The organism is Mesorhizobium monacense, assembly GCF_056781675.1.
The window spans coordinates 5,625,548-5,646,317 of record NZ_CM165567.1; the positions used below are offsets into that span (position 1 = coordinate 5,625,548).

18 protein-coding genes and 1 pseudogene are annotated in these 20,770 nt (G+C 63.9%); 2 read left to right on the forward strand and 17 right to left on the reverse strand.

Translation table 11 applies throughout. The annotated features are described in order from the left end of the window. Positions 1-57: 57 nt before the first annotated feature. From phnN to AC1RUK_RS26840, 9 genes and pseudogenes are all read right to left on the reverse strand, one after another. Positions 58-687, reverse strand: coding sequence for a phosphonate metabolism protein/1,5-bisphosphokinase (PRPP-forming) PhnN (phnN, locus tag AC1RUK_RS26800; RefSeq protein WP_481840137.1), 630 nt, complete (start codon positions 685-687; stop codon positions 58-60). Further along, complete coding sequence (locus AC1RUK_RS26805) at positions 684-1,823, reverse strand: alpha-D-ribose 1-methylphosphonate 5-triphosphate diphosphatase (protein ID WP_481838223.1); 1,140 nt, start codon at positions 1,821-1,823, stop codon at positions 684-686. Before AC1RUK_RS26805 ends, phnN begins: the two co-directional genes overlap by 4 nt. Positions 1,824-1,841: 18 nt before the next feature. After that, positions 1,842-2,549 (reverse strand): DUF1045 domain-containing protein, encoded by a 708-nt coding sequence (locus AC1RUK_RS26810; protein WP_481838222.1) that lies wholly within the window; start codon positions 2,547-2,549, stop codon positions 1,842-1,844. Between the two features lie 340 nt (positions 2,550-2,889). Further along, positions 2,890-3,703, reverse strand: a pseudogene (gene iolB, locus AC1RUK_RS26815) (5-deoxy-glucuronate isomerase). 5 nt (positions 3,704-3,708) lie between these two features. Next, on the reverse strand, positions 3,709-3,927 hold the full coding sequence (locus AC1RUK_RS26820) for a DUF3329 domain-containing protein (protein WP_481838221.1): 219 nt from the start codon (positions 3,925-3,927) through the stop codon (positions 3,709-3,711). Between the two features lie 64 nt (positions 3,928-3,991). Next, positions 3,992-4,909: a myo-inosose-2 dehydratase gene (gene iolE / locus AC1RUK_RS26825; RefSeq protein ID WP_481838220.1), complete on the reverse strand. Its 918-nt coding sequence runs from the start codon at positions 4,907-4,909 to the stop codon at positions 3,992-3,994. A 56-nt stretch (positions 4,910-4,965) separates the two neighbouring features. Next, positions 4,966-6,810 (reverse strand): 3D-(3,5/4)-trihydroxycyclohexane-1,2-dione acylhydrolase (decyclizing), encoded by a 1,845-nt coding sequence (iolD, locus tag AC1RUK_RS26830; protein WP_481838219.1) that lies wholly within the window; start codon positions 6,808-6,810, stop codon positions 4,966-4,968. A gap of 27 nt (positions 6,811-6,837) precedes the next feature. Next, positions 6,838-8,772 (reverse strand): bifunctional 5-dehydro-2-deoxygluconokinase/5-dehydro-2-deoxyphosphogluconate aldolase, encoded by a 1,935-nt coding sequence (locus tag AC1RUK_RS26835; protein WP_481838218.1) that lies wholly within the window; start codon positions 8,770-8,772, stop codon positions 6,838-6,840. A gap of 174 nt (positions 8,773-8,946) precedes the next feature. After that, the gene (locus AC1RUK_RS26840; RefSeq protein ID WP_481838217.1) at positions 8,947-9,675 is read right to left on the reverse strand and encodes an SDR family oxidoreductase; all 729 of its coding nucleotides are present in this window, start codon (positions 9,673-9,675) and stop codon (positions 8,947-8,949) included. A 138-nt stretch (positions 9,676-9,813) separates the two neighbouring features. On the opposite strand from AC1RUK_RS26840, the gene AC1RUK_RS26845 reads away from it, so the two are divergent. Beyond that, complete coding sequence (locus AC1RUK_RS26845) at positions 9,814-10,704, forward strand: AraC family transcriptional regulator (RefSeq protein WP_481840138.1); 891 nt, start codon at positions 9,814-9,816, stop codon at positions 10,702-10,704. A gap of 59 nt (positions 10,705-10,763) precedes the next feature. On the opposite strand, the gene AC1RUK_RS26850 is transcribed toward AC1RUK_RS26845, so the two are convergent. Then, entirely contained in the window at positions 10,764-11,609 is an 846-nt protein-coding gene (locus tag AC1RUK_RS26850) for a MurR/RpiR family transcriptional regulator (protein WP_481838215.1), read from the reverse strand. Positions 11,610-11,765: 156 nt separating this feature from the next. Between AC1RUK_RS26850 and AC1RUK_RS26855 the strand changes: the two genes are divergently transcribed. Further along, positions 11,766-12,875, forward strand: a complete 1,110-nt coding sequence (locus AC1RUK_RS26855; RefSeq protein ID WP_481838214.1) for a Gfo/Idh/MocA family protein — start codon at positions 11,766-11,768, stop codon at positions 12,873-12,875. A 309-nt stretch (positions 12,876-13,184) separates the two neighbouring features. On the opposite strand, the gene AC1RUK_RS26860 is transcribed toward AC1RUK_RS26855, so the two are convergent. From AC1RUK_RS26860 to AC1RUK_RS26890, 7 genes are all read right to left on the reverse strand, one after another. Next, positions 13,185-14,276 carry a 3-deoxy-7-phosphoheptulonate synthase gene (locus tag AC1RUK_RS26860; RefSeq protein ID WP_481838213.1) on the reverse strand — a complete coding sequence of 364 codons (1,092 nt, stop codon included), beginning with the start codon at positions 14,274-14,276 and terminating at the stop codon, positions 13,185-13,187. Positions 14,277-14,488: 212 nt separating this feature from the next. Then, on the reverse strand, positions 14,489-15,283 hold the full coding sequence (locus AC1RUK_RS26865; protein WP_481838212.1) for an SDR family oxidoreductase: 795 nt from the start codon (positions 15,281-15,283) through the stop codon (positions 14,489-14,491). A gap of 30 nt (positions 15,284-15,313) precedes the next feature. Continuing rightward, positions 15,314-16,306: an inositol 2-dehydrogenase gene (iolG, locus tag AC1RUK_RS26870; protein ID WP_481838211.1), complete on the reverse strand. Its 993-nt coding sequence runs from the start codon at positions 16,304-16,306 to the stop codon at positions 15,314-15,316. Positions 16,307-16,415: 109 nt separating this feature from the next. Continuing rightward, positions 16,416-17,186: an ATP-binding cassette domain-containing protein gene (locus AC1RUK_RS26875; protein WP_192178314.1), complete on the reverse strand. Its 771-nt coding sequence runs from the start codon at positions 17,184-17,186 to the stop codon at positions 16,416-16,418. Positions 17,187-17,188: 2 nt separating this feature from the next. After that, a complete protein-coding gene (locus tag AC1RUK_RS26880) occupies positions 17,189-18,259 on the reverse strand; it encodes an ABC transporter permease (RefSeq protein ID WP_436246455.1) in 1,071 nt (356 codons plus the stop codon). A gap of 112 nt (positions 18,260-18,371) precedes the next feature. Further along, entirely contained in the window at positions 18,372-19,313 is a 942-nt protein-coding gene (locus AC1RUK_RS26885; RefSeq protein WP_481838210.1) for a sugar ABC transporter substrate-binding protein, read from the reverse strand. A gap of 331 nt (positions 19,314-19,644) precedes the next feature. Then, a complete protein-coding gene (locus AC1RUK_RS26890) occupies positions 19,645-20,676 on the reverse strand; it encodes a LacI family DNA-binding transcriptional regulator (RefSeq protein ID WP_481838209.1) in 1,032 nt (343 codons plus the stop codon). Between the last annotated feature and the right edge of the window lie 94 nt (positions 20,677-20,770).

The window sequence follows — 20,770 nt, forward strand, 5'->3', positions numbered from 1 at the left end:
ATTTGTTTTTACGCAATTCCGGACGGAAAACCGCTGCGCACTTTTCCTGGAATTGCTCTAGATCATGCTCGACAGGTCGGAGAACGCCATCGCCTTGCGCAGCACTTCGGCAAAGCGCTCGCCTGCCACTTCGCGGGCGCCGCTGTTGTCGATCGAGGTGACATCGGGGCCGGACAGCGCGACGGACGTGCTGCGCGCCAAGCGGGCCAGCACCTCGCCACGCGATTCGCGGCCGCGCATGGCCAGCCGCTCGGCGAGGATTTCCGGCGTCGCGGTGATCTCGACAACGGCCAGCTTGGCGTAGCGGTCGCGCAGCGCCGGGATGATGGCGCGGGAGACATTGGCGACGGCGACCTGGCCGTTGGCGACCGACCAGTCGACATCGGCCGGGATGCCATAGCGCAGGCCATGCGCCTCCCAGGCTATGGCGAAGGCGCCGTCGGCCTCGGCCTCGGCGAAGGCCGCGTCGGCCAGCAAGTCGTGATCCTCGCTCGCCGCATCACTCGGCCTTGTGATGACCCGGCGGACGAACTCCAGCCGGCTCTCGTCGGCGAAACGCGCCTTGGCATAGCCGATCACCGTGTCCTTGCCGGCGCCGCTCGGCCCGACCACGGCGACAAAGACGCCGTGGCGGATCGGAAAGGTATTGGTGGACAGTTCGCGTTCGATCAACGCCGAGACCATCATGCGACCCGGCGCCCCTGGCGCCAGACGGTGCGGACGACCGGCACATGATCGTCGACGCGCACGCGCACCAGATCGGCGCGGCGGCCCTGTTCGATGACGCCGCGATCGCTGAGGCCGACCGCCTCGGCGGGGTTCTTCGACACCATAGCCACCGCCTGCGGCAGCGAAATGCCCTCGACGACATCGCCGAGGAAGAAGGCCGACTGGATAAGGCTGAAAGGAATGTAGTCCGACGACAGGATGTCGAGCAGGCCGTCACCGGCGAGCGTGCGGGCCGAGACATTGCCGGAATGCGAGGCGCCGCGCATGACGTTGGGCGCGCCCATCAGCACGCCGAGCCCGGCCGCTTTCGAGGCCCGTGCCGCTTCCTCGGTGGTCGGGAATTCGGCGACGCGCACACCCTGCTCAATCGCCTCGTCGACATGGCCCGAGGTGGCGTCGTCGTGGCTGGCCAGCACGATGCCGCGCTCATGGCAGGCGGCGGCGATGAAGACCCGGTTGGGGCCCGAGTTGATGGCTGATTCCGCCATGCGCTTTTCGCAGAATTTCCGGAAATCGCGATCCGTCAGCTTCAGCTTGCGCTGGTAGTAATAAGCATAGGTCTCGAGATTGACGAACTGGCGCTGGCCCGGCGCATGGTCCATCAGCGATGCCAGCTTCACCCTTTCATCGGTTTCGAAATTGGCGAAGGCCCTGAGGCAATCGGGCGCTGAAACCTCGCAGCGCAGATGGATGAAGTGATCGGCCCGCAGCCGATCTTCGCGCACGCTGTCCTCGATCGCGTCGGCCAGCTTGCGGATGTCGGCGGAAGTCAGGTCGGCGTCCTCGTCCATGCCGACACGCAAGGCGTCGAGCACGGTGGTGATGCCGGCAGTCGCCACCTGCGCGTCATGGGCAAGCACGGCGGCGATCGGGTTCCAGCGCACTTTCGGCCGCGGTGCGTAGTGACCCTCGAGATGGTCGGTATGGAGCTCGACCAGGCCGGGGATGATGTAATCGCCGCCCATGTCCTCGCTGGTGCGGGCGGCGCCGGTATCGATGGCGGCGACCAGGCCGTCGCGCAGCACCAGCGAGCCCTCGACGATCTCGTCGGCAAGCACGATGCGGGCGTTGGTAAGAACGGTCTCGGCGGTCATTTCAGGCAGTCCTTGATCTCAAGCAGTTTTTCTGGCCGGGCGACGCCCGAGCGCGTGATGGGAAAGCACCATGAACGGCGCGCCCGGTTCGGTTTCGACAAACAGCGTCAGCGCATCCACCGGCACCGGCCGCAGCAGCACCTCCGCAAACAGGCTGTCGATTGCTGCGCGCAGACGAGGGCTTTCCTGTGACGCGGCGCGGCCGGACAGCGTCATGTGGAAGCGAAAGGTCTCGAAGACGTAAGGGTAGCCCCACTGGCAGAGGTTGCGGAATTCGGCGGGCTTCAGCGAATCCGGGCTGCGCCGTTCGATTTCCGCCTCGGTCAGCGGCGCGCGAAAACGGTCGAAGCCGAGCACGACGTCGTCGGCAAAGCGGTTGAGTGCCGCCAGCGGCGCCTCGGGAACCAGCGCGAAGAAGCCGTCGATCTGGCCGACGACCAGGCGCGGAATGGTGACTGCCGGCGTCGCTTCGGCAAAAGCATCAAGTGCCGCACGAAGCGAGGCTTCCGTCTCGTTCGGGGTCAGCCGGAAGGGCGCCTTCAGCGTCGCATGGAAGCCGTAGCGCCGCGCCGAGGCGGTGTGGAAGGCGACTTCCGCCGCCGACAATTCGCCCACGGCCTCGACCGGCCGCGTCGCCGCGCCAAACGGATCGCGGCCAAGCCAGTTGGCGGCGATCCGCGCCAACGGCTCGTCCTGTCCTGGGGTGAAGTAGATGGCGTAGCGCATCGAAAATTCCTCGTTAAAGCGCGACGCGTTTGAGGAGATGGTGCGACGCGCTTTAAGTCTTGGTTTTTGGCATGTCGTCGTCCCAAAACCGCTGCGCACTTTTGGGCGACATGCACTGGCCCCGCTGCCATAGGCGATTTGCATGACGGATTGACGAAGCTTTGAAGGGTTTTCGATGGCAAATCGACACGGCAAGTCCTTAGCCGACGATTTTTCCGTGCTGGACCAATAGCTTCAGCAGAAAAGCAAGCCGGGACCCCTTCGAACCAAATGTATTCCGGCTTTCGTTTGGCCGCATTTCAGCAAGCCCAGCGATGCCGCTCGGCTGCAAAATGCTCTGTCAGGCCGTCATCAACCATTCGTGCTCGGGCGCGTTGTGGAACTTCCACGTGCGCTTCGGGCCGGCCATGACGTTGAGATAATAGAGGTCGTAGCCATGACAGGCTGCGCAAGGATGATAACCCTTGGGCACCAGCACGACATCACCGTCCTCGATCGCCATCGCCTCGTCCAGATCGCGCTCGCCATTCTTGTCGGCATCGGTGTAGACGCGCTGGAAGGCAAAGCCCTGCGGCGGGTTGAGGCGGTGGTAATAGGTCTCCTCGAGATAGGACTCGGCCGGCAAATTGTCCTGGTCGTGCTTATGCGGCGGATAGCTCGAGGTGTGGCCACCGGGCGTGATCACCTCGACCACCAGCAGCGAGTTCGGCCGGCTTGCCCTCCGGCAGGATGTTGGTGACGTAACGCGTGTTGGTGCCTTTGCCTCGCACCTCTTGGCCAAGATCGTCCGGCGCGATGACACGGACGGGCAGGTCACCGCTCAAGCCGGGCGCCGAGCAGACGGCAAGCTCGAGATCTGTGTCGGCGGTCACCGACCAGTCCGAACCCTCGGGCACGTAGACCGACCACGGCTTGCCCTCGAAAGGCGACATGCGCTGGCCGAGCAGGCCAAGTTCCTTGCCGCCGGCGCTCGCCTTGCCCTTGCCGGTGACGAAGACCAGGCAGACCTCACGATCGGCGGTCTGGCCCGAGGCGCTCTCGCCGGGCTTCAGCCGATGCAGATCGAAACCGACATAGGTCCAGCCGGCATTTTTCGGCGTGACATGGGCGACGCGGCCATGGCCCTTGTTGGCTTTGACGAGCAGCTTCGACATCTGGGTTACTCCTTCGGTTCGGGCTCGGTCGGTGCCTTGCCCTCTTCGGCCGGCTTGTAGAGGTAGAAGAACTGCCAGACGGCGTAGCCGGCGAAACCGAGCGCGATCACGCCCCAGAACGGTGTGCCGGAGGCGAACTCGATCCCAGACCAGACGAGACAGACCGCGACGATGGCGACGCGCCGCCAAAGCGGCCGGAAGAACGGGTGCTCATAATCTTTCATCGGGCCAATCCGGGTTTCACCAACCGGACATCAGATAGGCCGCCGGTCACGGCAAATCCAGCGTTCATGCGTTGGGGAAGCCCTGCGTTTCAACCGTGTAGCCCGACGCCGTCATCACCCGCATCAGCTCCTTGTAGCCGACCTGTGCCATTTTAAGCGGCGGGTTCTTCTTCGGATCCTGCTCGGCCTCGACGACAAACCAGCCCTCATAGCCATGGTCCGCCAGCCTTTGCACGATAGCGCCGAAATCCAGCGAACCGTCGCCCGGCACGGTGAAGGCGCCAAGCGCCACGGCATCGAGGAAGGATTGCCTGGTGCGGTCGAGACTGTCGATCACGCCCATGCGCACGTCCTTCACATGGACGTGGTTGATGCGCTTGTGGTGGTTGTCGATGGCGCGCAGCACGTCGCCGCCGGCAAAGGCCAAATGACCTGCGTCGAGCAGCAGCGGAATGCCCTCGCCCGAATGGCGCATGAACGCGTCGAGCTCCGGCTCCGTCTCGACGACCGCCGCCATATGATGATGGTAGGACAGCGGCATGCCTTGCTCGGCGCACCATTCGCCGAATTCGGTCAGGCGCCGGGCGTAGGCCTTCATCTCGTCGCCGGAAAGTTTCGGCTTGGTGGCGAGCGGCTTCGAGCGGTCGCCCTGGATGGAACGGCCGACCTCGCCATAGACGATGCAAGGCGCGTTCACGGCCTTGAACAGATCGATCATCGGCTGGATGCGATCCTTGTTCCTGGCCATTTCCTCGTCGACCAGCGTGCCGGAGAACCAGCCGCCGCACAGCGTGACGTCGGCTTCCTTCAGGATCGGCAGCATCACCTTGGGGTCGTTGGGGAAGCGGCGGCCCATCTCCATGCCGGTGAAGCCGGCCGAGCGGGACTGGCGCAGACATTCCTCCAGCGACACGTCATCGCTCAGTTCCGCAAGATCGTCGTTCCACCACGCGATGGGGGACATGCCCAGTTTGGCTTTCAAGTCGTCACTCCAATGTCAGATCGTTGCGGGCGGCCCAGGGTTTATGAACGGCGGGCTCAAGCCTGCCGTTCGCTCAGGGCTTCCTCGTATTTCTTGCGCGCGGCGTTCACCTGCGGCCGTGCCGAGACTTCCGGCACGGCGACATCCCACCAGTGACCGCCGGCATCGGTCGAGACCAGCGGATCGGTGTCGATGACCAGCACCGTGGTCCTGCTGTTCTGTTTCGCCTGCTCAAGCGCCGTTTCAAGACCGGCGATCGAGGTCACTTTCTCGGAGATGGCGCCGAGGCTTGCCGCGTGCGCGGCGAAGTCGATGTCGGGCAGGATCTCGTGGCGCGAGTCCTTCAGCAGATTGTTGAAGTTGGCGCCGCCGGTCGCCATCTGCAGCCGGTTGATGCAGCCATAGCCGCGGTTGTCGAGCAGCACGATGGTGAGCTTGAGGCCAAGCATCACCGAGGTGGCGATTTCGGAATTGAGCATCAGATAGGAACCGTCGCCAATCATGATGACGACTTCCTCGTCGGGCTTGGCCATCTTGACGCCGAGCCCGCCGGCGATCTCGTAGCCCATGGTCGAGAAGCCGTATTCGGCATGGTAGGAGCCGGGCGCGCCGGCCTGCCAGAGCTTGTGCAACTCGCCGGGCAGACCGCCGGCGGCATGCAACAAGGTCACGCCGGAGCCCAGGGTACGCTGCACGGCGCCGATCACCTGCGCGTCGGACGGATAGGCGGCATTGGTCGAGGCCGTCACCTTGCTGGCATCGCCCTGCCAGTCCGTCTTGCCCTTGAGCGCATTGTCGGTCCAGGCGGCAGGCGCCTTCCAGCCCTTCAGCGCGGCTGTGAGTTCGGAGAGCCCCTCCGCCGCGTCGGCGACCAGCGGCAGCGCCCAGTGCTTGCCGGCATCGAAAGGCTGGCTGTTCAGGCCGATGATGGTCCGGCCAGAATTCTTGAACAGCGCCCAGGAGCCGGTGGTGAAATCCTGCAGCCTGGTGCCGACGGCGAGCACCACGTCGGCCTCTTCCGCCAGCCGGTTGGCAGCCGAAGTGCCGGTGACGCCGACCGCCGCCATGTTGAGCGGATGATCGTCCGGCAGCGAGGATTTGCCGCCCTGGGTCTCGCAGACAGGAATGCCGGCGCCCTGCACCAGCTTCGCCAATTCTCCGGAAGCCTGCGAATAGAGAACGCCACCGCCGGCGATCACCAGCGGCTTTTTGGCGCCCTTGAGCGCCGCGACCGCCGCTGCCAGTTCGTTGCGATCCGGGCGCACCCTGCGCGGCGTCCACACCCGCTCGGCAAAGACGTTTTCCGGATAATCATAGGCCTCGGCCTGCACGTCCTGGCACAGCGACAGCGTCACCGGCCCGCATTCGGCCGGATCGGTCAGCACCTGCATGGCGCGGTTGAGCGCCGGGATGATCTGCTCGGGACGGGTGATACGGTCGAAATAGCGCGATACGGCGCGAAAACAGTCGTTGACGGTCGCGGTGCCGTCGGAAAAATCCTCGGCCTGCTGCAGCACCGGATCGGGCAAGCGGTTGGCGAAGACATCGCCCGGCAGAAACAGGACGGGCAGTCTGTTTACATGCGCAAGTGCTGCCGCCGTCACCATGTTGAGCGCGCCGGGGCCGATCGAAGAGGTCGCCGCCATGAAGCGGCGGCGGAAATTGGCCTTGGCATAGGCGATCGCCGCATGCGCCATCGCCTGCTCGTTGTGGGCGCGGAAGGTCGGCAGGTCGTCGCGCACCTGATAGAGCGCCTCGCCGATGCCGGCGACGTTGCCGTGGCCGAAGATCGCCCAGACGCCGCCGAAGATCTGGACCTTCTTGCCGTCGATCTCGGTCATCTGGCGGGACAGAAAGCGGGTCACAGCCTGCGCCATCGTCAGGCGAACGGTTTTGGTCATGTCGTTTTCCTCCGGCTTTCCGTCTTCTTATGCGGCCTTGCGGCCGCGCGCGGCAAGCCATGCCTCGGTCAATTGCTCGAAGCGCGAAGCCATGTCGGCCACCGCTTCGTCATCCGACATCCTGCCGGCCAGCCATTGTTCTGCGGCGTTGATGAAGATGGTGCGACCGACGGCAAAGCCTTTGACGATGGGCGCCTTGGCGGTGGCGGCGAAGGCCGCCTCCAACTCGTCCTGCGGCGCTTCCAGCCCCAGCAGCACGACGCCGCGGCACCATGGATCGTTCCTGACGATCACCGCCTCGATCTTGGCCCAGGCGCTCGCCGAAGCCTGCGGTTCGAGCTTCCACCAGTCCGGCTTGATGCCAAGCGCATAGAGTTCCTCCAGCGCGCGCGGGATCGTCGTGTCGTCGAGCTTGCCGTGCTTGCCGGCGATGATCTCGACGAGAAGTTCCCTGCCTACTTTCCGCGCGGCCTCGAACAGGCTTCTGAGCTTCTGCTGCTGCTCTTCCTTCAGCGCCGCCGGATCGTCGGGATGGTAGAAGCACAGGCACTTGATGCAGTGCTCGACCGGCCATTCGACCAGTTGCGAGCCGATGTCCTGCGAGAATTCGAAGCGCAACGGCCGTGAGCCCGGCAACTCGACCGGGCGGCCGAGCCAGGCGAAGGGATGGCGGGCGAATTCGAACATCGCGTCGCGGCCGTATTTCTCGTCGAGCAGCATGCCGTAGCCGCTGCGGCCAGCGGCCACCTTGGCGGCCGCCTTGACGGTCAGCACCTTGAAATCCTCGATGCGCGCGACGTCGGCGCCGGCCTTGGCCGCGACATCCTCGAGCTGGACGCGGTGGTCGCAGGCCAGCGCCATCAGCGAAGGAATGTCGCGCCGGCGCGTCGTCGCCCAATGGATGTGGTTGATCGCCTCGTCCTTGCGCAGCGCCAGATGCTTGCTGCCGTGTTTGAGGAAGAACTGCAGCTCCTCGAAGGTCGGGTATTCCGGCGCGCAGAGCAGCCGCGACACGGCGAAGGCGCCGCAGGCATTGGCCCAGGTCGCCGCCGTGGCAAGGTTTTCGCCGCCGAGCCAACCGCGCAGGAAGCCCGACATGAAGGCATCGCCGGCGCCGAGCACATTATAGACCTCGATCGGAAAGCCCTTGCCAACGACGCCGTCCTCGAGATCGTCGCTGATCGGCCCGTCATAGACGATGCAGCCCATGGCGCCGCGCTTCAGCACGATGGTGGCTTTGGACAGCGAACGGATGGTCTTCAGCGCACTCAGGCAGTCGTCGGCGCCGGACGCGATCATGATCTCCTCTTCGGTGCCGACGATGAGATCGCAATCGGGCAGCACCGTCTTCAGCTGCGCCGAGACGCGATCGGATTTGACATAGCGCTCGAAACCTTCGGCATGGCCGGCGAGGCCCCAGAGGTTGGGGCGGTAGTCGATGTCGAACACCACCTTGCCGCCTTTGGCCTTCATGATGCGGATCGCCTTGCGCTGCGCGGCGTCGCTGTTGGGCCGCGAAAAATGCGTGCCGGTGACGACGACGGAGCGCGCCGAGGCGATAAAGGCCTCGTCGATGTCCTCCTCCGCCAGCGCCATGTCGGCGCAGTCGGAACGATAGAAGATCATCGGCGAGACGCCCTCCTCCTCGACCGACAGGAGCACCAAGGCCGTCAGCCTGTCCTTGTCGGTCTTGAGGCCGTCGACCGAGACGCCTTCACGCCTGAGCTGTTCGCGGATGAAACGGCCCATCTGCTCGTCGCCGACGCGGGTAAGCAGGGCCGAGCGCAGGCCGAGCCTGGCCGTGCCGACCGAGATGTTGGCCGGGCAGCCGCCGACCGACTTGGCGAAGGAGGTGATGTCCTCCAGGCGCGAGCCGGTCTGCTGGCCATAGAGATCGACCGACGCACGGCCGATGGTGATGACGTCGAGCGGTGTATGTCTCGCTTCCACGGCTTCGCCCATTGGAACCTCCCATCGGCCTTGTTGTCTTGAGCAACTTCATTTTTGGGGTACACGTGCGAGCGGCAGCGTGGCGCCGTCAATATGAAATAATAATTCCAATCCATAGTCAAGATGGAATGAGCATTCCTTTGCCGGAAAGTGCCACCAATGGGTGCGAGGCGGGTTTGGCTCGATTCACCAGGGAAGCGGACCATCGTCGTTGAAGAACCCGGCATTCGGGCCATCGGCATCCAGGGTCGCCAGGCATATGACGATCTCAGCCGCCTGCTGCACGGTGCGGTGGCCTCTATACCCATTCAGGTCGGTGGCGGTGTAGCCGGGCGCCGCGGCATTGACCTTGACGCCTTGCGGCGCGAGGTCCCGGGCGAAGGCCACGGTGATGGCGTTCAGCGCCGTTTTGGAGCTGCCATAGCCCATCAGGTTGACCGAATGGTTCGGGGTGCCGCAGTCGAGCGCGCGCCCGATGGATCCGGTGGAACTGCTCACCATGACGATGCGGGCGGTCGGCGCTGCAAGCAGTAGCGGCAGGAAGGCCTGGGTCACGCGGATCGGCCCGAAGACATTGACGTCATACGTGGCCCGAATATCGGCAAGATGCTGCTCGCTCGGCGGCAGCTCGTAATTGATGGCGACACCGGCATTGTTGACCAGCACGTCAAGGCAGGCGCATTCCGCACTGACAGTTTTAGCGGCAGCCGCTACGCTTTCGTCCTGTGTGACGTCCAGCTCGAGCCATTGAACGTCCAGGCCTTCGGCGCGCAGTTCCTGCTCCGCCGCTATGCCACGTTGGGCATCCCTGGCGCCGAGCCAGACCTTGAAGCCCATCGTTGCCAGCCGCCGGGCGATTTCGCGGCCGATGCCCTTGTTGGCGCCGGTCATCACAGCGCTTTTCGATCTCGTCATTTTGGGGTCTCCATCTATCCATGCTAAAGACCCAAAGATGGCGTGCCGCAGGGAACGCCGCGCGCCGAAACCTCTCCCGCTCTTGCCTAATCCTCTCACGCGGTTGCGCGGTATGTGTGGATGCGCGATGCTGGCGCAATGAACGAGGCACTGCAGGAACTGATCGGTATCGCCGGCCGCCATGCGCGCGGACGACGAACAAGAACGGCGATCCCTCGCGTTTCGATCGGTCGCAGCGAAGTCACCACGGTGCCATTACCGGGCGTGTGGGGGTCGGGGATCTTGTTCGTACTACAGGGCGCGAAGACGGTGCTGATCGGCGACCGGGCGCTTCGCTACAACCTCGCCAGCTATTTCATCTACACTGTCGAGACGCCCACTATCAGCCAGATCGTCGAAGCGACCGCCGCGCGTCCCTATCTGGCCATCGGCTTCACCCTTGACCTCCAGGCCGTCGCCGCGCTCCTTGTCGAGCACGAGCCGGCGCTCGGCGGCGACAGTTTCTCCACCTCTCCCGTCAATGACGACCTGCTCGACGCGTTGCGTCGCATGATGCGGCTGCTTGACCGACCGGCGGAGATCCCCGTGCTGGCGGCCATGCTCGAACGCGAGATGTTGTTTCGGCTGCTGCAAGGCCCCCAAGGTGGGAAGCTTCGCCAGCTTGCGCGCGCCGATGGCCATCTGTTCCGGATCGGCCAGGCGATCGCCTGGCTCCGGGCGCATTGCCATCAGCCAATCCGGGTCGCAGATCTGGCCGAAATTGCCCATATGAGCAACGCTGCATTCTACCGCCACTTCAAGGCGGCGACGGCGATGAGCCCGATCCAGTATCAAAAACAAATCCGGCTGCTGGAGGCCCGCCATCTGCTGGTCGCCCAGCCAGGCAACGTGGCACAGGTCGCCTTCGCCGTCGGCTACGAGAGCGCTTCCCAGTTCAGCCGGGAATATGCCCGTCAGTTCGGGTCGCCGCCTGGCCGCGACGCAGCACGGCTTTTGGGGGAAGGTGAAGTGGCCGTCGAAGTCATCTAATTATTTGTTTTTACGCAATTCCGGGCGAAAAAACGCTACGCACTTTTCCTGGAATTGCACTAAGCCTTGCGCTTGCGGCCCGTGTCGCGCCGCTTTTCGCCGACGGCGACGGTCAGCGCCATGGCCAGCGCCATTGTCGCCGACAGCGAGCGGAAGCCGCCGAAATCGGCCTCGGCAACCTCGAACCAGACCTTGGCGAACTGGGCGAGCGGCGAAAACGAGCTGTCGGTTATCGCCACGATCGGCACGCCCTGCTCCGAGATGGCGCGCGTCTCCTCGATGGTCGCCGGAGCATAGGGCGAAAAACTGATGGCGATGACGGCGTCGTTCGGCGTGGCAAAGCCGACCATCTCGGCGTTCAGGCCGGCGGCCGATTCGATCAGCTGGTTACGGATCTTCAGCTTGCCCAGCGCATAGGCGATGTAGGAGGCGACCGGATAGGAGCGGCGCTTGGCCAGCACATAGATGGTCTCGGCCTTGGCCAACAGGGTGATCGCTTCTTCGAAATGCGGTTCGTTGAGCGTGCGCGAAATGTCGCTCAGCGAGGTGCTGGCGGCAGCGACGAAGCCGTCGAAAATCGCCCGGTGGCCGGCGCCTTCCTCGGCCTTGGCGCGCAGCGCGGCCAGCCTCTCGTCATAGGAGGAATTGCGCTCGCGCAAGCGCTCGCGAAACACCTGCTGCAAGCTGGTGAAGCCGTCGAAACCGAGCTGCTGGGCAAAGCGGATCAAGGTCGATGGCTGCACGCCGGCGGAAGCGGCGATGCTGGCGGCGGTACCGAAGGCGATATCGTCAGGGTTGTCGAGCGCATAGGCGGCGATCTGGGCGATACGCTTGGGCAGGCTCTGGCGCCGCTCAAGGATCGTCGCCCGCAGCGTCTCGAAATCGCGGGGCACCCGTTCGTCCATCGTCGCTCCGCCCAAGCCCATCTGTCGACGCCCCCTCTGTGCACATCATAGCGAGACTGTGCAAGAAGGCCATAAAAAATGAGTCACACGTTCCATTCGCGAACAAAATGGATTAATTCATCCACACTATTTTTCCCGGCAGCGGAGATTGCAGAGATGGTCGGAGTCGGTCTTATCGGAACGGGCTTCATGGGCAAGTGCCATGCGATTGCCTGGAGCGCGGTCGGAACCGTCTTTCCCGATGTGGCCAAGCCGAGGCTGGTCCATCTCGGCGAGGTCAATGACGAGCTTGCCAAACGCAAAGCGGGCGAGTTCGGCTTCGCCAAGGGTTCCGGCGATTGGCGTGACGTCGTCAACGACCCGGAGGTCGATGTCGTTTCGCTGACCACACCCAACCAGTTGCACCCGGAAATGGCCATCGCCATCCTCGAGGCCGGCAAGCATCTGTGGTGCGAAAAGCCGATGGCGCCGGGCTTCGCCGAGGCGCAAGCCATGGCCGCGGCGGCGAAGAAATCCGGCAAGGTGGCCGCGCTCGGCTACAACTACATCCAGAACCCGGCCATTCGCCATATCGGTGCGTTGCTCGACGAGAAGATCATCGGCGAGGTCAACCATCTGCGCATCGAGATGGACGAGGATTTCATGGCCGACCCCGAGGCGCCGTTCTTCTGGAAGCATGAGGCGGCTTCCGGCTACGGCGCGCTCGACGATTTCGCCGTGCATCCGCTGTCGCTGGTCAACGTGCTGTTCGGCCGCGTCGCCCGCGTCATGTGCGACATGGCCAAGCCCTATGCCGAGCGTAAACTGGCGTCGGGCGGACGCCGCGCGGTCGAAACCTACGACATCGCCAGCGTGCTCATGCATCTCGAAAACGGCATCGCCGGCACGCTGCTGGTCAACCGTTCGGCTTGGGGCCGCAAGGGCCGCATCGCCATCCAGATCTTCGGCTCGAAAGGCTCGATCCTCTACGACCAGGAACGGTTCAACGAGTTCCAGCTCTACCTCACCGCCGACCGGCCGACCGAGCAAGGCTACCGCACCATTTTGGTGGCGCCGCACCACAAGCCCTACGACGCCTTCCTGCCGGCGCCCGGCCATGGCCTTGGCTTCAACGATCTCAAGATCATCGAATGCCGCGAACTCCTGACGCGGCTCGCCGGCAAACCGGCACGGATCATCGACTTCGACGAAGGCCTGGAGATCGAACGCACGGTGCACGCCATGGCGCGCTCGTTCGAGGAACAGCGCTGGGTAGATGTGAGGTAATATCTGCCGCGCCGACCCAACGCCCAGTGCTAAGGCCAGTTGTCGACGTTGGCGCCGCCCCTCATCCGCCTGCCGGCACCTTCTCCCCGTATAGTGACGGGGAGAAGAGGGCTGGCCGCAACCTCACCACCTTCTTGAAACGCTGGCGATTGGCGAAACCCTCGGCAACGGCGTCTCTCTCCCCGTCACTATACCGGGAGAAATGCCCGGCAGGGCAATGAGGGGCGGCGCCGGCTCAAACCAAGTTGCAGCACGATGGTGCTACCGCGCGATATGCAACCGGCAATTCGCCTACCGCCGCCAGCCTTGTCAGGCGGCTCCCTGGCGGCTGTCCAGCATGGCGCGGTGCGCCGAGCGGCGCCACTCGACGGCGCCGGCAAGACCGTGCAGCACCGTCTCGGTGGTCGCCCAGTCGATGCAGCCATCGGTGATGCTCTGGCCATAGACGAGCGGCTTGCCGGGCACGACGTCCTGGCGGCCGGCGACGAGATTGCTCTCGATCATGACGCCGATGATGCGCTCGTCGCCCGCCGCGACCTGACCCGCCACGTCGGCCGCCACCTTCGGCTGGTTCTCCGGCTTCTTGCTCGAGTTGGCGTGGCTGACATCGATCATCAGCCGGGGTGCGACGCCGATCCGGCCGAGTTCGGCTGAGGCGGCGGCGACGCTCGCCGCGTCATAATTGGGCTGAATGCCGCCGCGCAGGATGACGTGGCAGTCCTCGTTGCCGGTGGTCGTCGCGATGGCGCTGCGTCCGCCCTTGGTCACCGCCATGAAATGATGCGGCTGGGCGGCGGACTTCACGGCTTCGGCGGCGATCCGCAGATTGCCGTCGGTGCCGTTCTTGAAGCCGACCGGGCAGGAGAGACCCGAGGCGAGCTCGCGATGGATCTGGCTCTCGGTCGTGCGCGCGCCGATCGCCCCCCAGGCGACGAGGTCGGCAATGTATTGCGGCGTGGTCATGTCGAGGAATTCGGTCGCCGCCGGCAGGCCGAGATTGTTGACCGCAGAAAGCACGTTGCGCGCCATCCGCAGCCCCTTGTCGATGTTGAAGCTGCCGTCGAGGTCGGGATCGTTGATCAGGCCCTTCCAGCCGACCGTGGTGCGCGGCTTCTCGAAATAGACGCGCATGACGATCTCCAGCCGGTCCGACAGGCTCTCGCGCAGCGCCGCCAGACGGCTGGCATAATCCATGGCAGCGACCGGATCGTGGATCGAACAGGGGCCGACGACGACCACCAGCCGGTCGTCGGTGCCGGTCAATATCGAATGGATGGCGTTGCGCGAAGCGGCAACGGTGCGCGTCGCCGTCAGCGTGCGCGGGATCTCCCGCATCACCTCTTCCGGCGTACTCAGTTCCTTGATTTCGGTGACCCGAAGATCGTCTGTGGTGGTCAACACGGCTTTCTGCTCCTGATTGGGAGACCTGCCGGCTGAAACAAAAAAGCCGCCAGGTCTGGCGGCTGTTCGGATTTTGATGCTGCAATCTTCAGATCGAGCGCAATCCTCCCGCCGCCAGCGAGCTGCCGTAGCTAAAGTACCAGAACGTGGCGGTCAGGTGGATCATGCGGTTCATATAGTCGATGCCGGAGCGCTTGTCACGCGGTCTGATGCTACTCTGGTGACGACCCGGCGATGTTCTGGTCGTAGTCGACCAGCGAACCGGTCATGACGCCGGATTGCGGGCTGACCATGTAGCTCATCAGGCGAGCGAGCTGCGCCGGCTTCACCAATTGACCCATCGGCTGGGAGGCCTCGGCCTTGGCCAGCCAGTCGTCCGGCGCGTCGTGCCATTTCTTCTGCACGATCGCCTCGCCCTCGGTGTCCATCCAGCCGGGCAGGACAGCGTTGCAACGGATGCGATTGGTGCGATAGGCACTGGCGACATTCTTGGTCAGCGTCATCAGCGCGCCCTTGCTGGTCGAATAGGGCGTCAGGAAGGACTGACCGCAATGCGCCGACATCGACAGCACGTTGACGATCGAGCCGGGCGCCTTGCGTTCGAGCAGATGCGCCACCAGGCCCTGCATCAGGAAGAACGGGCCGCGCACATTGGTCGCGAAGATGGTGTCGAAAAGCTCTTCGCTCGTTTCGACCAGCGATCCGCGCGCAGAGGTGGCGGCGGCGTTGACCAGCGCGTTGACAGTGCCGAAATGGGCGATCGCCGTGTCGACGGCGCGCTTGCAGTCGGCAACCTTGGCGACATCGGCGCTGATGAAGATGGCGTCGACGCCGGCCTTCTTGAGCGTGGCGACGGCCTTGTCGCCCTTCTCCTGCGAGCGGCCGATCAGCGCCAAAGCGCGGCAGCCTTCATCGGCCAGGGCCTCTACGACGGCGAAGCCGATGCCTTGCGCGCCGCCGGTGACGATGGCGCGCGTTTCGGAATTGCGACCGGTTGAACCGTTCATCGCTCTGCTCCTTTTCGAAATTCAACAGGCTTAATCGAGGCGGACGGTCTTGCCCGACTTCGCCGATTTCAGCGCCGCGTCGGCCAGCTTCAGTGCCACGAGGCCATCCGCTCCGCTTGGTGCCGCCTTCTTGCCCTTCGTTGCCGCGGCGATGAAGGACGCAATCTCGTTGGCATAGGCGTCGAGGTAGCGGGTCATGAAGAAGTCGTGCAGCGGCGGGCGCGTATAGCCCTTCTCATTGGCCAGTTCGATCGACACCGGCCGCTGGTTCTCGGCCGCGACCATGCCCTTCGAGCCATGCACCTCGATGCGCTGGTCGTAGCCATAGGTGGCGCGGCGCGAGTTGGAGATGACGGCCTGCTTGCCCGACGCGGTCTCGAGGATGACGCTGACCGAGTCGAAATCGCCGGCCTCGCCGATCTTCTTGTCGACCAGCACCGAGGCATGCGCGCTGACGGCAACAGGCTCCTCGCCGAGCAGGAAGCGGGCCATGTCGAAATCGTGGATGGTCATGTCGCGGAAGATGCCGCCCGAGCGGGCGATATAGTCGAGCGGCGGCGCGCCGGGATCGCGCGACGTGATGGTGACCATCTCGACCGTGCCGATGGCACCGTCGTCGATCGCCTTGCGCACGGCGGCGAAATGCGGGTCGAAGCGACGGTTGAAGCCGACCATCAGCGTGGCCTTGGCCTTGTCGACCACGGCCAGGCACTTTTCGACACGCTTCACATTCAGGTCGATCGGCTTCTCGCAGAAGATCGCCTTGCCGGCCTTGGCAAAGCGCTCGATCAGGTCGGCATGGGTGTCGGTCGGCGTGCAGATGATGACCGCGTCGATGTCCTTCGCCTTCTCGATCGCCTCGATGCTGCGCACCTCGGCGCCATAGGCCGACGCCAGATCCGTCGCCGCTTTCTCGAAGGCGTCGGCCACGGCAACCAGTTTTGCCTCAGGGTTGGAGCCGACGGCGCGGGCGTGGACCTTGCCGATACGACCGGCACCGAGAAGAGCGAAGCGGAGAGTCATCTGGTATTTCCTTTGGGGATGGGTTCGACAGGTTTCCGCGCCCATCGGGGCGCGGATGATTTTCGGATTGCAGCGGGCCGCTAGAGGCTACCGCCCGCCGCAAACAATACTAGGCTGCCGCAAGTTCCGCCTCTCCGGTCTTGCTGCCGGTGATGTAGGCGACGATATCGTTGCCGTCGGTGTCCTGCTTGCGCAGGTTGGCGACGATCTTGCCCCGCCGGAAGACGACGATGCGGTCGACGAGATCGAACACCTGGCGCATGTTGTGGCTGATCAGGATCAGCGGCTCGCCGTTTGCCTTCAGCGTGCGGATGATGTTTTCGACCTGCGCCGTCTCCTGCACGCCAAGGGCGGCCGTCGGCTCGTCCATGATGATCAGCTTGGAGGCAAAGGTCGCGGTCCTGGCGATCGCCACGCACTGGCGCTGGCCACCCGACATGTGGCGGATGGTGCTGGACAAATTGGGGATCTTCACCGCCGTGCGCACCAGTGCCGCCTCGGTCGCCTTGCGCATGTATTTGCGATCAAGGATCGAGAAGGGGCCGAGGTTGAACAGCACCTTTTCGCGACCAAGGAACAGGTTCGACGGCACGTCGAGGTCGTCGGCGAGCGCCAGGTTCTGGAAAACCGTCTCGATGCCCGCCTCGCGTGCTTCGATCGGGCCGGCGAAGTTCACTTCCTTGCCGTCGAACCACACCTTGCCGTCGGTGCGCTGCTCGACGCCGGTGATCTGGCGCACGAAGGTCGACTTGCCGGCGCCGTTGTCGCCCATGATGGCGACATGCTCGCCCTTGCGCAGCTCGAAATTGGCGCCTTCGAGCGCATGCACGCCGCCATAGCGTTTGGTCAGGTTTTCGGTCTTCAGAATGATGTCCGACATGGTCAAGCTCCTATCGCGCGGCGACGCTGGCGCCATTGATCGAGAACCACCGCGCCGACAATGATCACGCCCTTGACCATCTCCTGGTAGTAGGCGTCGAGGCGCAGGAAGGTGAAGCCGGAGATGATGACACCGAAGATCAGCGAGCCGATCACCGTGCCGATGATCGAGCCGCGGCCACCCGACAGCGAGACGCCGCCGATGACCGCCATGGCGATGGCGTCGAGTTCGTACATGACGCCCATGCCGGACTGGGCGGTTAGGTTCTTGGAGCACAGCACCACGGCGGCGAGCGAGGCGAGGATGCTGGCGATGACGTAGACGAGTATCTTGTGGTTGGCGATCTTGATGCCCGACATGCGCGCGGCGTCCTCATTGGAGCCGATGGCATAACAGTGCTTGCCGTATTTGGTGTAGGTCAGGATCAGCTGGAACAATATCGCCAGCGAGATGAAGATCACGACCGGCATCAGGCCCTTGCCGATGCCCGCGAAACTCTCGGTCGGAAACGAGATCGGCTGTCCCTTCGACCACCATTTGGCGATGCCGCGCGCGGTCACCATCATGCCGAGCGTGGCGATGAAGGGCGGGATGCGCGTGTAGGCGATCAAGGCGCCATTGACCAGGCCGGCCAGCAGGCCGCAGCCGATGGCGACCAGCACCGGAACGATCACCGGCAGGTCGGTCCAGCCGACGAACATCGCCTTGGGGTTGGGATTGCCGTTGACCGTCGCCACCTGGGCGAAGCTCATGGCAATCATCGCCGTGGCGCCGACGACCGAGCCCGAGGACAGGTCGATGCCGCCGGTGATGATCACCTGCGTCACACCGATGGCGATGATACCGACGATCGACACCTGCAGGATGATGATTTCGAGGCGCTGCTGGTTGAAGATCGCATCGACATTGTCGCGGGTGTTGAACAGGAAACTGTCTCCGAGAAAGACCCGGCCAATCAGTTCGAAAGCGCCGACGAGGATGACGAGCGCCAGGAAAACGTTGAACTCGGCAGGCCATGCACGCTTTTTCGCATCATAGGTGAGGCCACCGATGCCATGAGATGTCTGTGCCACGTCTTTTCCTCCGTCGGCCGCATTCATCCTCCCGCCCGCTGGGGCGGGAGGAAAGTGAGGAGCGGCGCTGTTTTTCTGATTTGATGCGCCGCCCCTTATCGAAGCGCCTGGCTCAGTTCTTCTTCAGGAACTTGTCGATGTTGGCCGGCGTGACGAGCTGGAAGGGGATATAGACCTTCCGTTCGACCTTCTCGCCCTTTGCCAGCTTGAGTGCTGCATCAAGCGCACCGGCACCCTGGCCGGCCGCATCCTGGAACACGGTCGCGTCAAGGTCGCCCGCCTGCATCGCAGCCAGCGCGTCCTGGGTGGCGTCGACGCCGCCGACGACAACCGTCTTCATGTCGATGTTGGCGGCCTTCATCGCCTGGATGGCGCCGATGGCGCTTTCGTCGTTGTTGGCGATGACACCGTCGAACGGCTTGCCGGTCGAGAGCCAGTTGGTCATCAGGTTCTGGGCCTCGTCGCGGTTCCAGTTCGAGGTCTGCTTGTCGATGATCTTGATGAAGCTGCATTCCGGCGTGGCGATCACGTCGTCGATGTCCTTGGTGCGCATCACCGCGGCCTGGTTGGAAAGCTCGCCCATGATCACATAGACATTGGCTTCCTTCTTGCCGGCTTCGGTAAACAGGCGGCAGACTTCCTTGGTCTCGAGCGTGCCGGAATCGGCCTCGTTCGAAGCGACGAAGGCCTGGTTGTCCGGCAGCGTGTCGACATTGACCGGCTCGCGGTTGACGTAGACCAGCGGAACCTTGGCCGCGGCCGCCGCATCCGACATCGCCTGGGTGGCCGAAGTGTCGACCGGGTTGACGATGATGGCGTCGACGCCCGATGCGACGAAGTTCTTGATCTGGTCGAGCTGCTTGGCGACGTCGTTCTGCGCGTCCTCGACCTGCAGCTCAACACCGTCCATGCCCTTGGCCTGCTCGATCATGCCGTTGCGCAGCACGGTCAGGAAGTTGTCGTCGAACTTGGCCATCGACACGCCGACCTTGGCCGCGAATGCCGACGAACTCATCAGCGCCGCAAAGGCGACGCCCAAAATCAGTTTCTTCATTGTATTTCTCCTCCACACATTGGTGTCCGGCTGCACCGATCTCGCCCGGAATCCCCGATCTCCCGAGGAATCTCTCCCACCTGCTCCCCTGCTCCGGATGGCGTTTCCCTGCGATTGGAACGCCAAGCCCTCTGTTTGAAACAGATGTTCCGGAACGAAAGGACCAAAATACCTAGTCAGTGAAATATTTATTCCATTTTGGGTGAGGCCGTCAAGGGCGATTCCAAAAACGGACGCCGGATTTTCGCGGCAGGGCCTTGCAATATTCTATCAGGGTGATGGATCCCATCATTGCGACCGGTTCCGCCGCGCCGGGGCGCCGGCTCACCGCCTAGATGTTTTCCGGCAGATAGATGTCGAAGGGCAGGAAGGTCTGGCCCGGCGCATTGGCAGCGCCGGTTTCGATGGCATGCGCCATCAGGCCGACAAGCTCGCGGCAGAGGGCCGGCAGCGGCGTGGAAATCACCATGGTGAGGATGTTGTCGGCGAGCGCCGCGCGCGATTCGGCGTTGATCTCGTTGCAGACGACCACCGGCATGTTTTCGGGCCTCGCTGCCCTGAGCGCCGAGACCGCGCCTTCCATGCCGCCGCCGGCGACGTAGCAGCCGGCAAGATCCGGATAGCGCGCCAGAAGATCGTTCATCGCATCATGGGTCACCTGGTTGGCTTCCAGGTTGACCAGCGTCTCCATCACCGTGAATTCCGGCGCATGCTCGCGAAAGAATGACCTGAAGCCGATCTCGCGCAGCTCATGGCCATGGAAGCGATGGCTGCCGACGAACAGAGCGACCTTGCCGGGCTTCCTCGCCGCCTTGGCGATCATCCAGGCCGCGCTGCGACCGACCTTGCGGTTGTCGAGGCCGACATAGCCTTCCCGGATGCCGGCGGCAAAGTCGGACAGCAGAGAGAACACCGGTTGCCCCCTCGCCTTCAGCGCCTCGACGGCCGCCGTCAATGTCGGATGGTCCGGGCCGACAACGGCGACAGCCCTGGATTTCGCCGCCAGCTTGCGCATCTGGGCGGCGATCTCGTCGGGGGCCAGCGAACTGGCGAAGTCGATGGTTGCGACACCGCGGAAGCGCTGCGACTGCGACACCGCCAGTTCGAGCTCCCGCGCGAAATCGCTGTAGAAAACATCATTGCCCCTCAGGAGCAGAAAGCCGAGCCGGTATTCCGGCAATTCCTGGCGCATGCGCTGCTTGATCAGCCCGGCGGCGTGATAGCCGATGCCGGTCGCGGCCTCATAGACACGGCGCGCTGTTTCCTCGCGCACCGGCAGGCGGTTGTTCAGCACCCGGTCGACAGTGGCAACGCTGACGCCGGAGATGCGCGCCAGATCGGTGATGGTCGGCCGTTTTGCCATGACTGCCCTCTGATGTGTCGAACCCTTTTACATCATCTTGATGGGAAATGATAGAAACTATCTTTGTGAGATTGATCCTATCATCCAGTGGCGC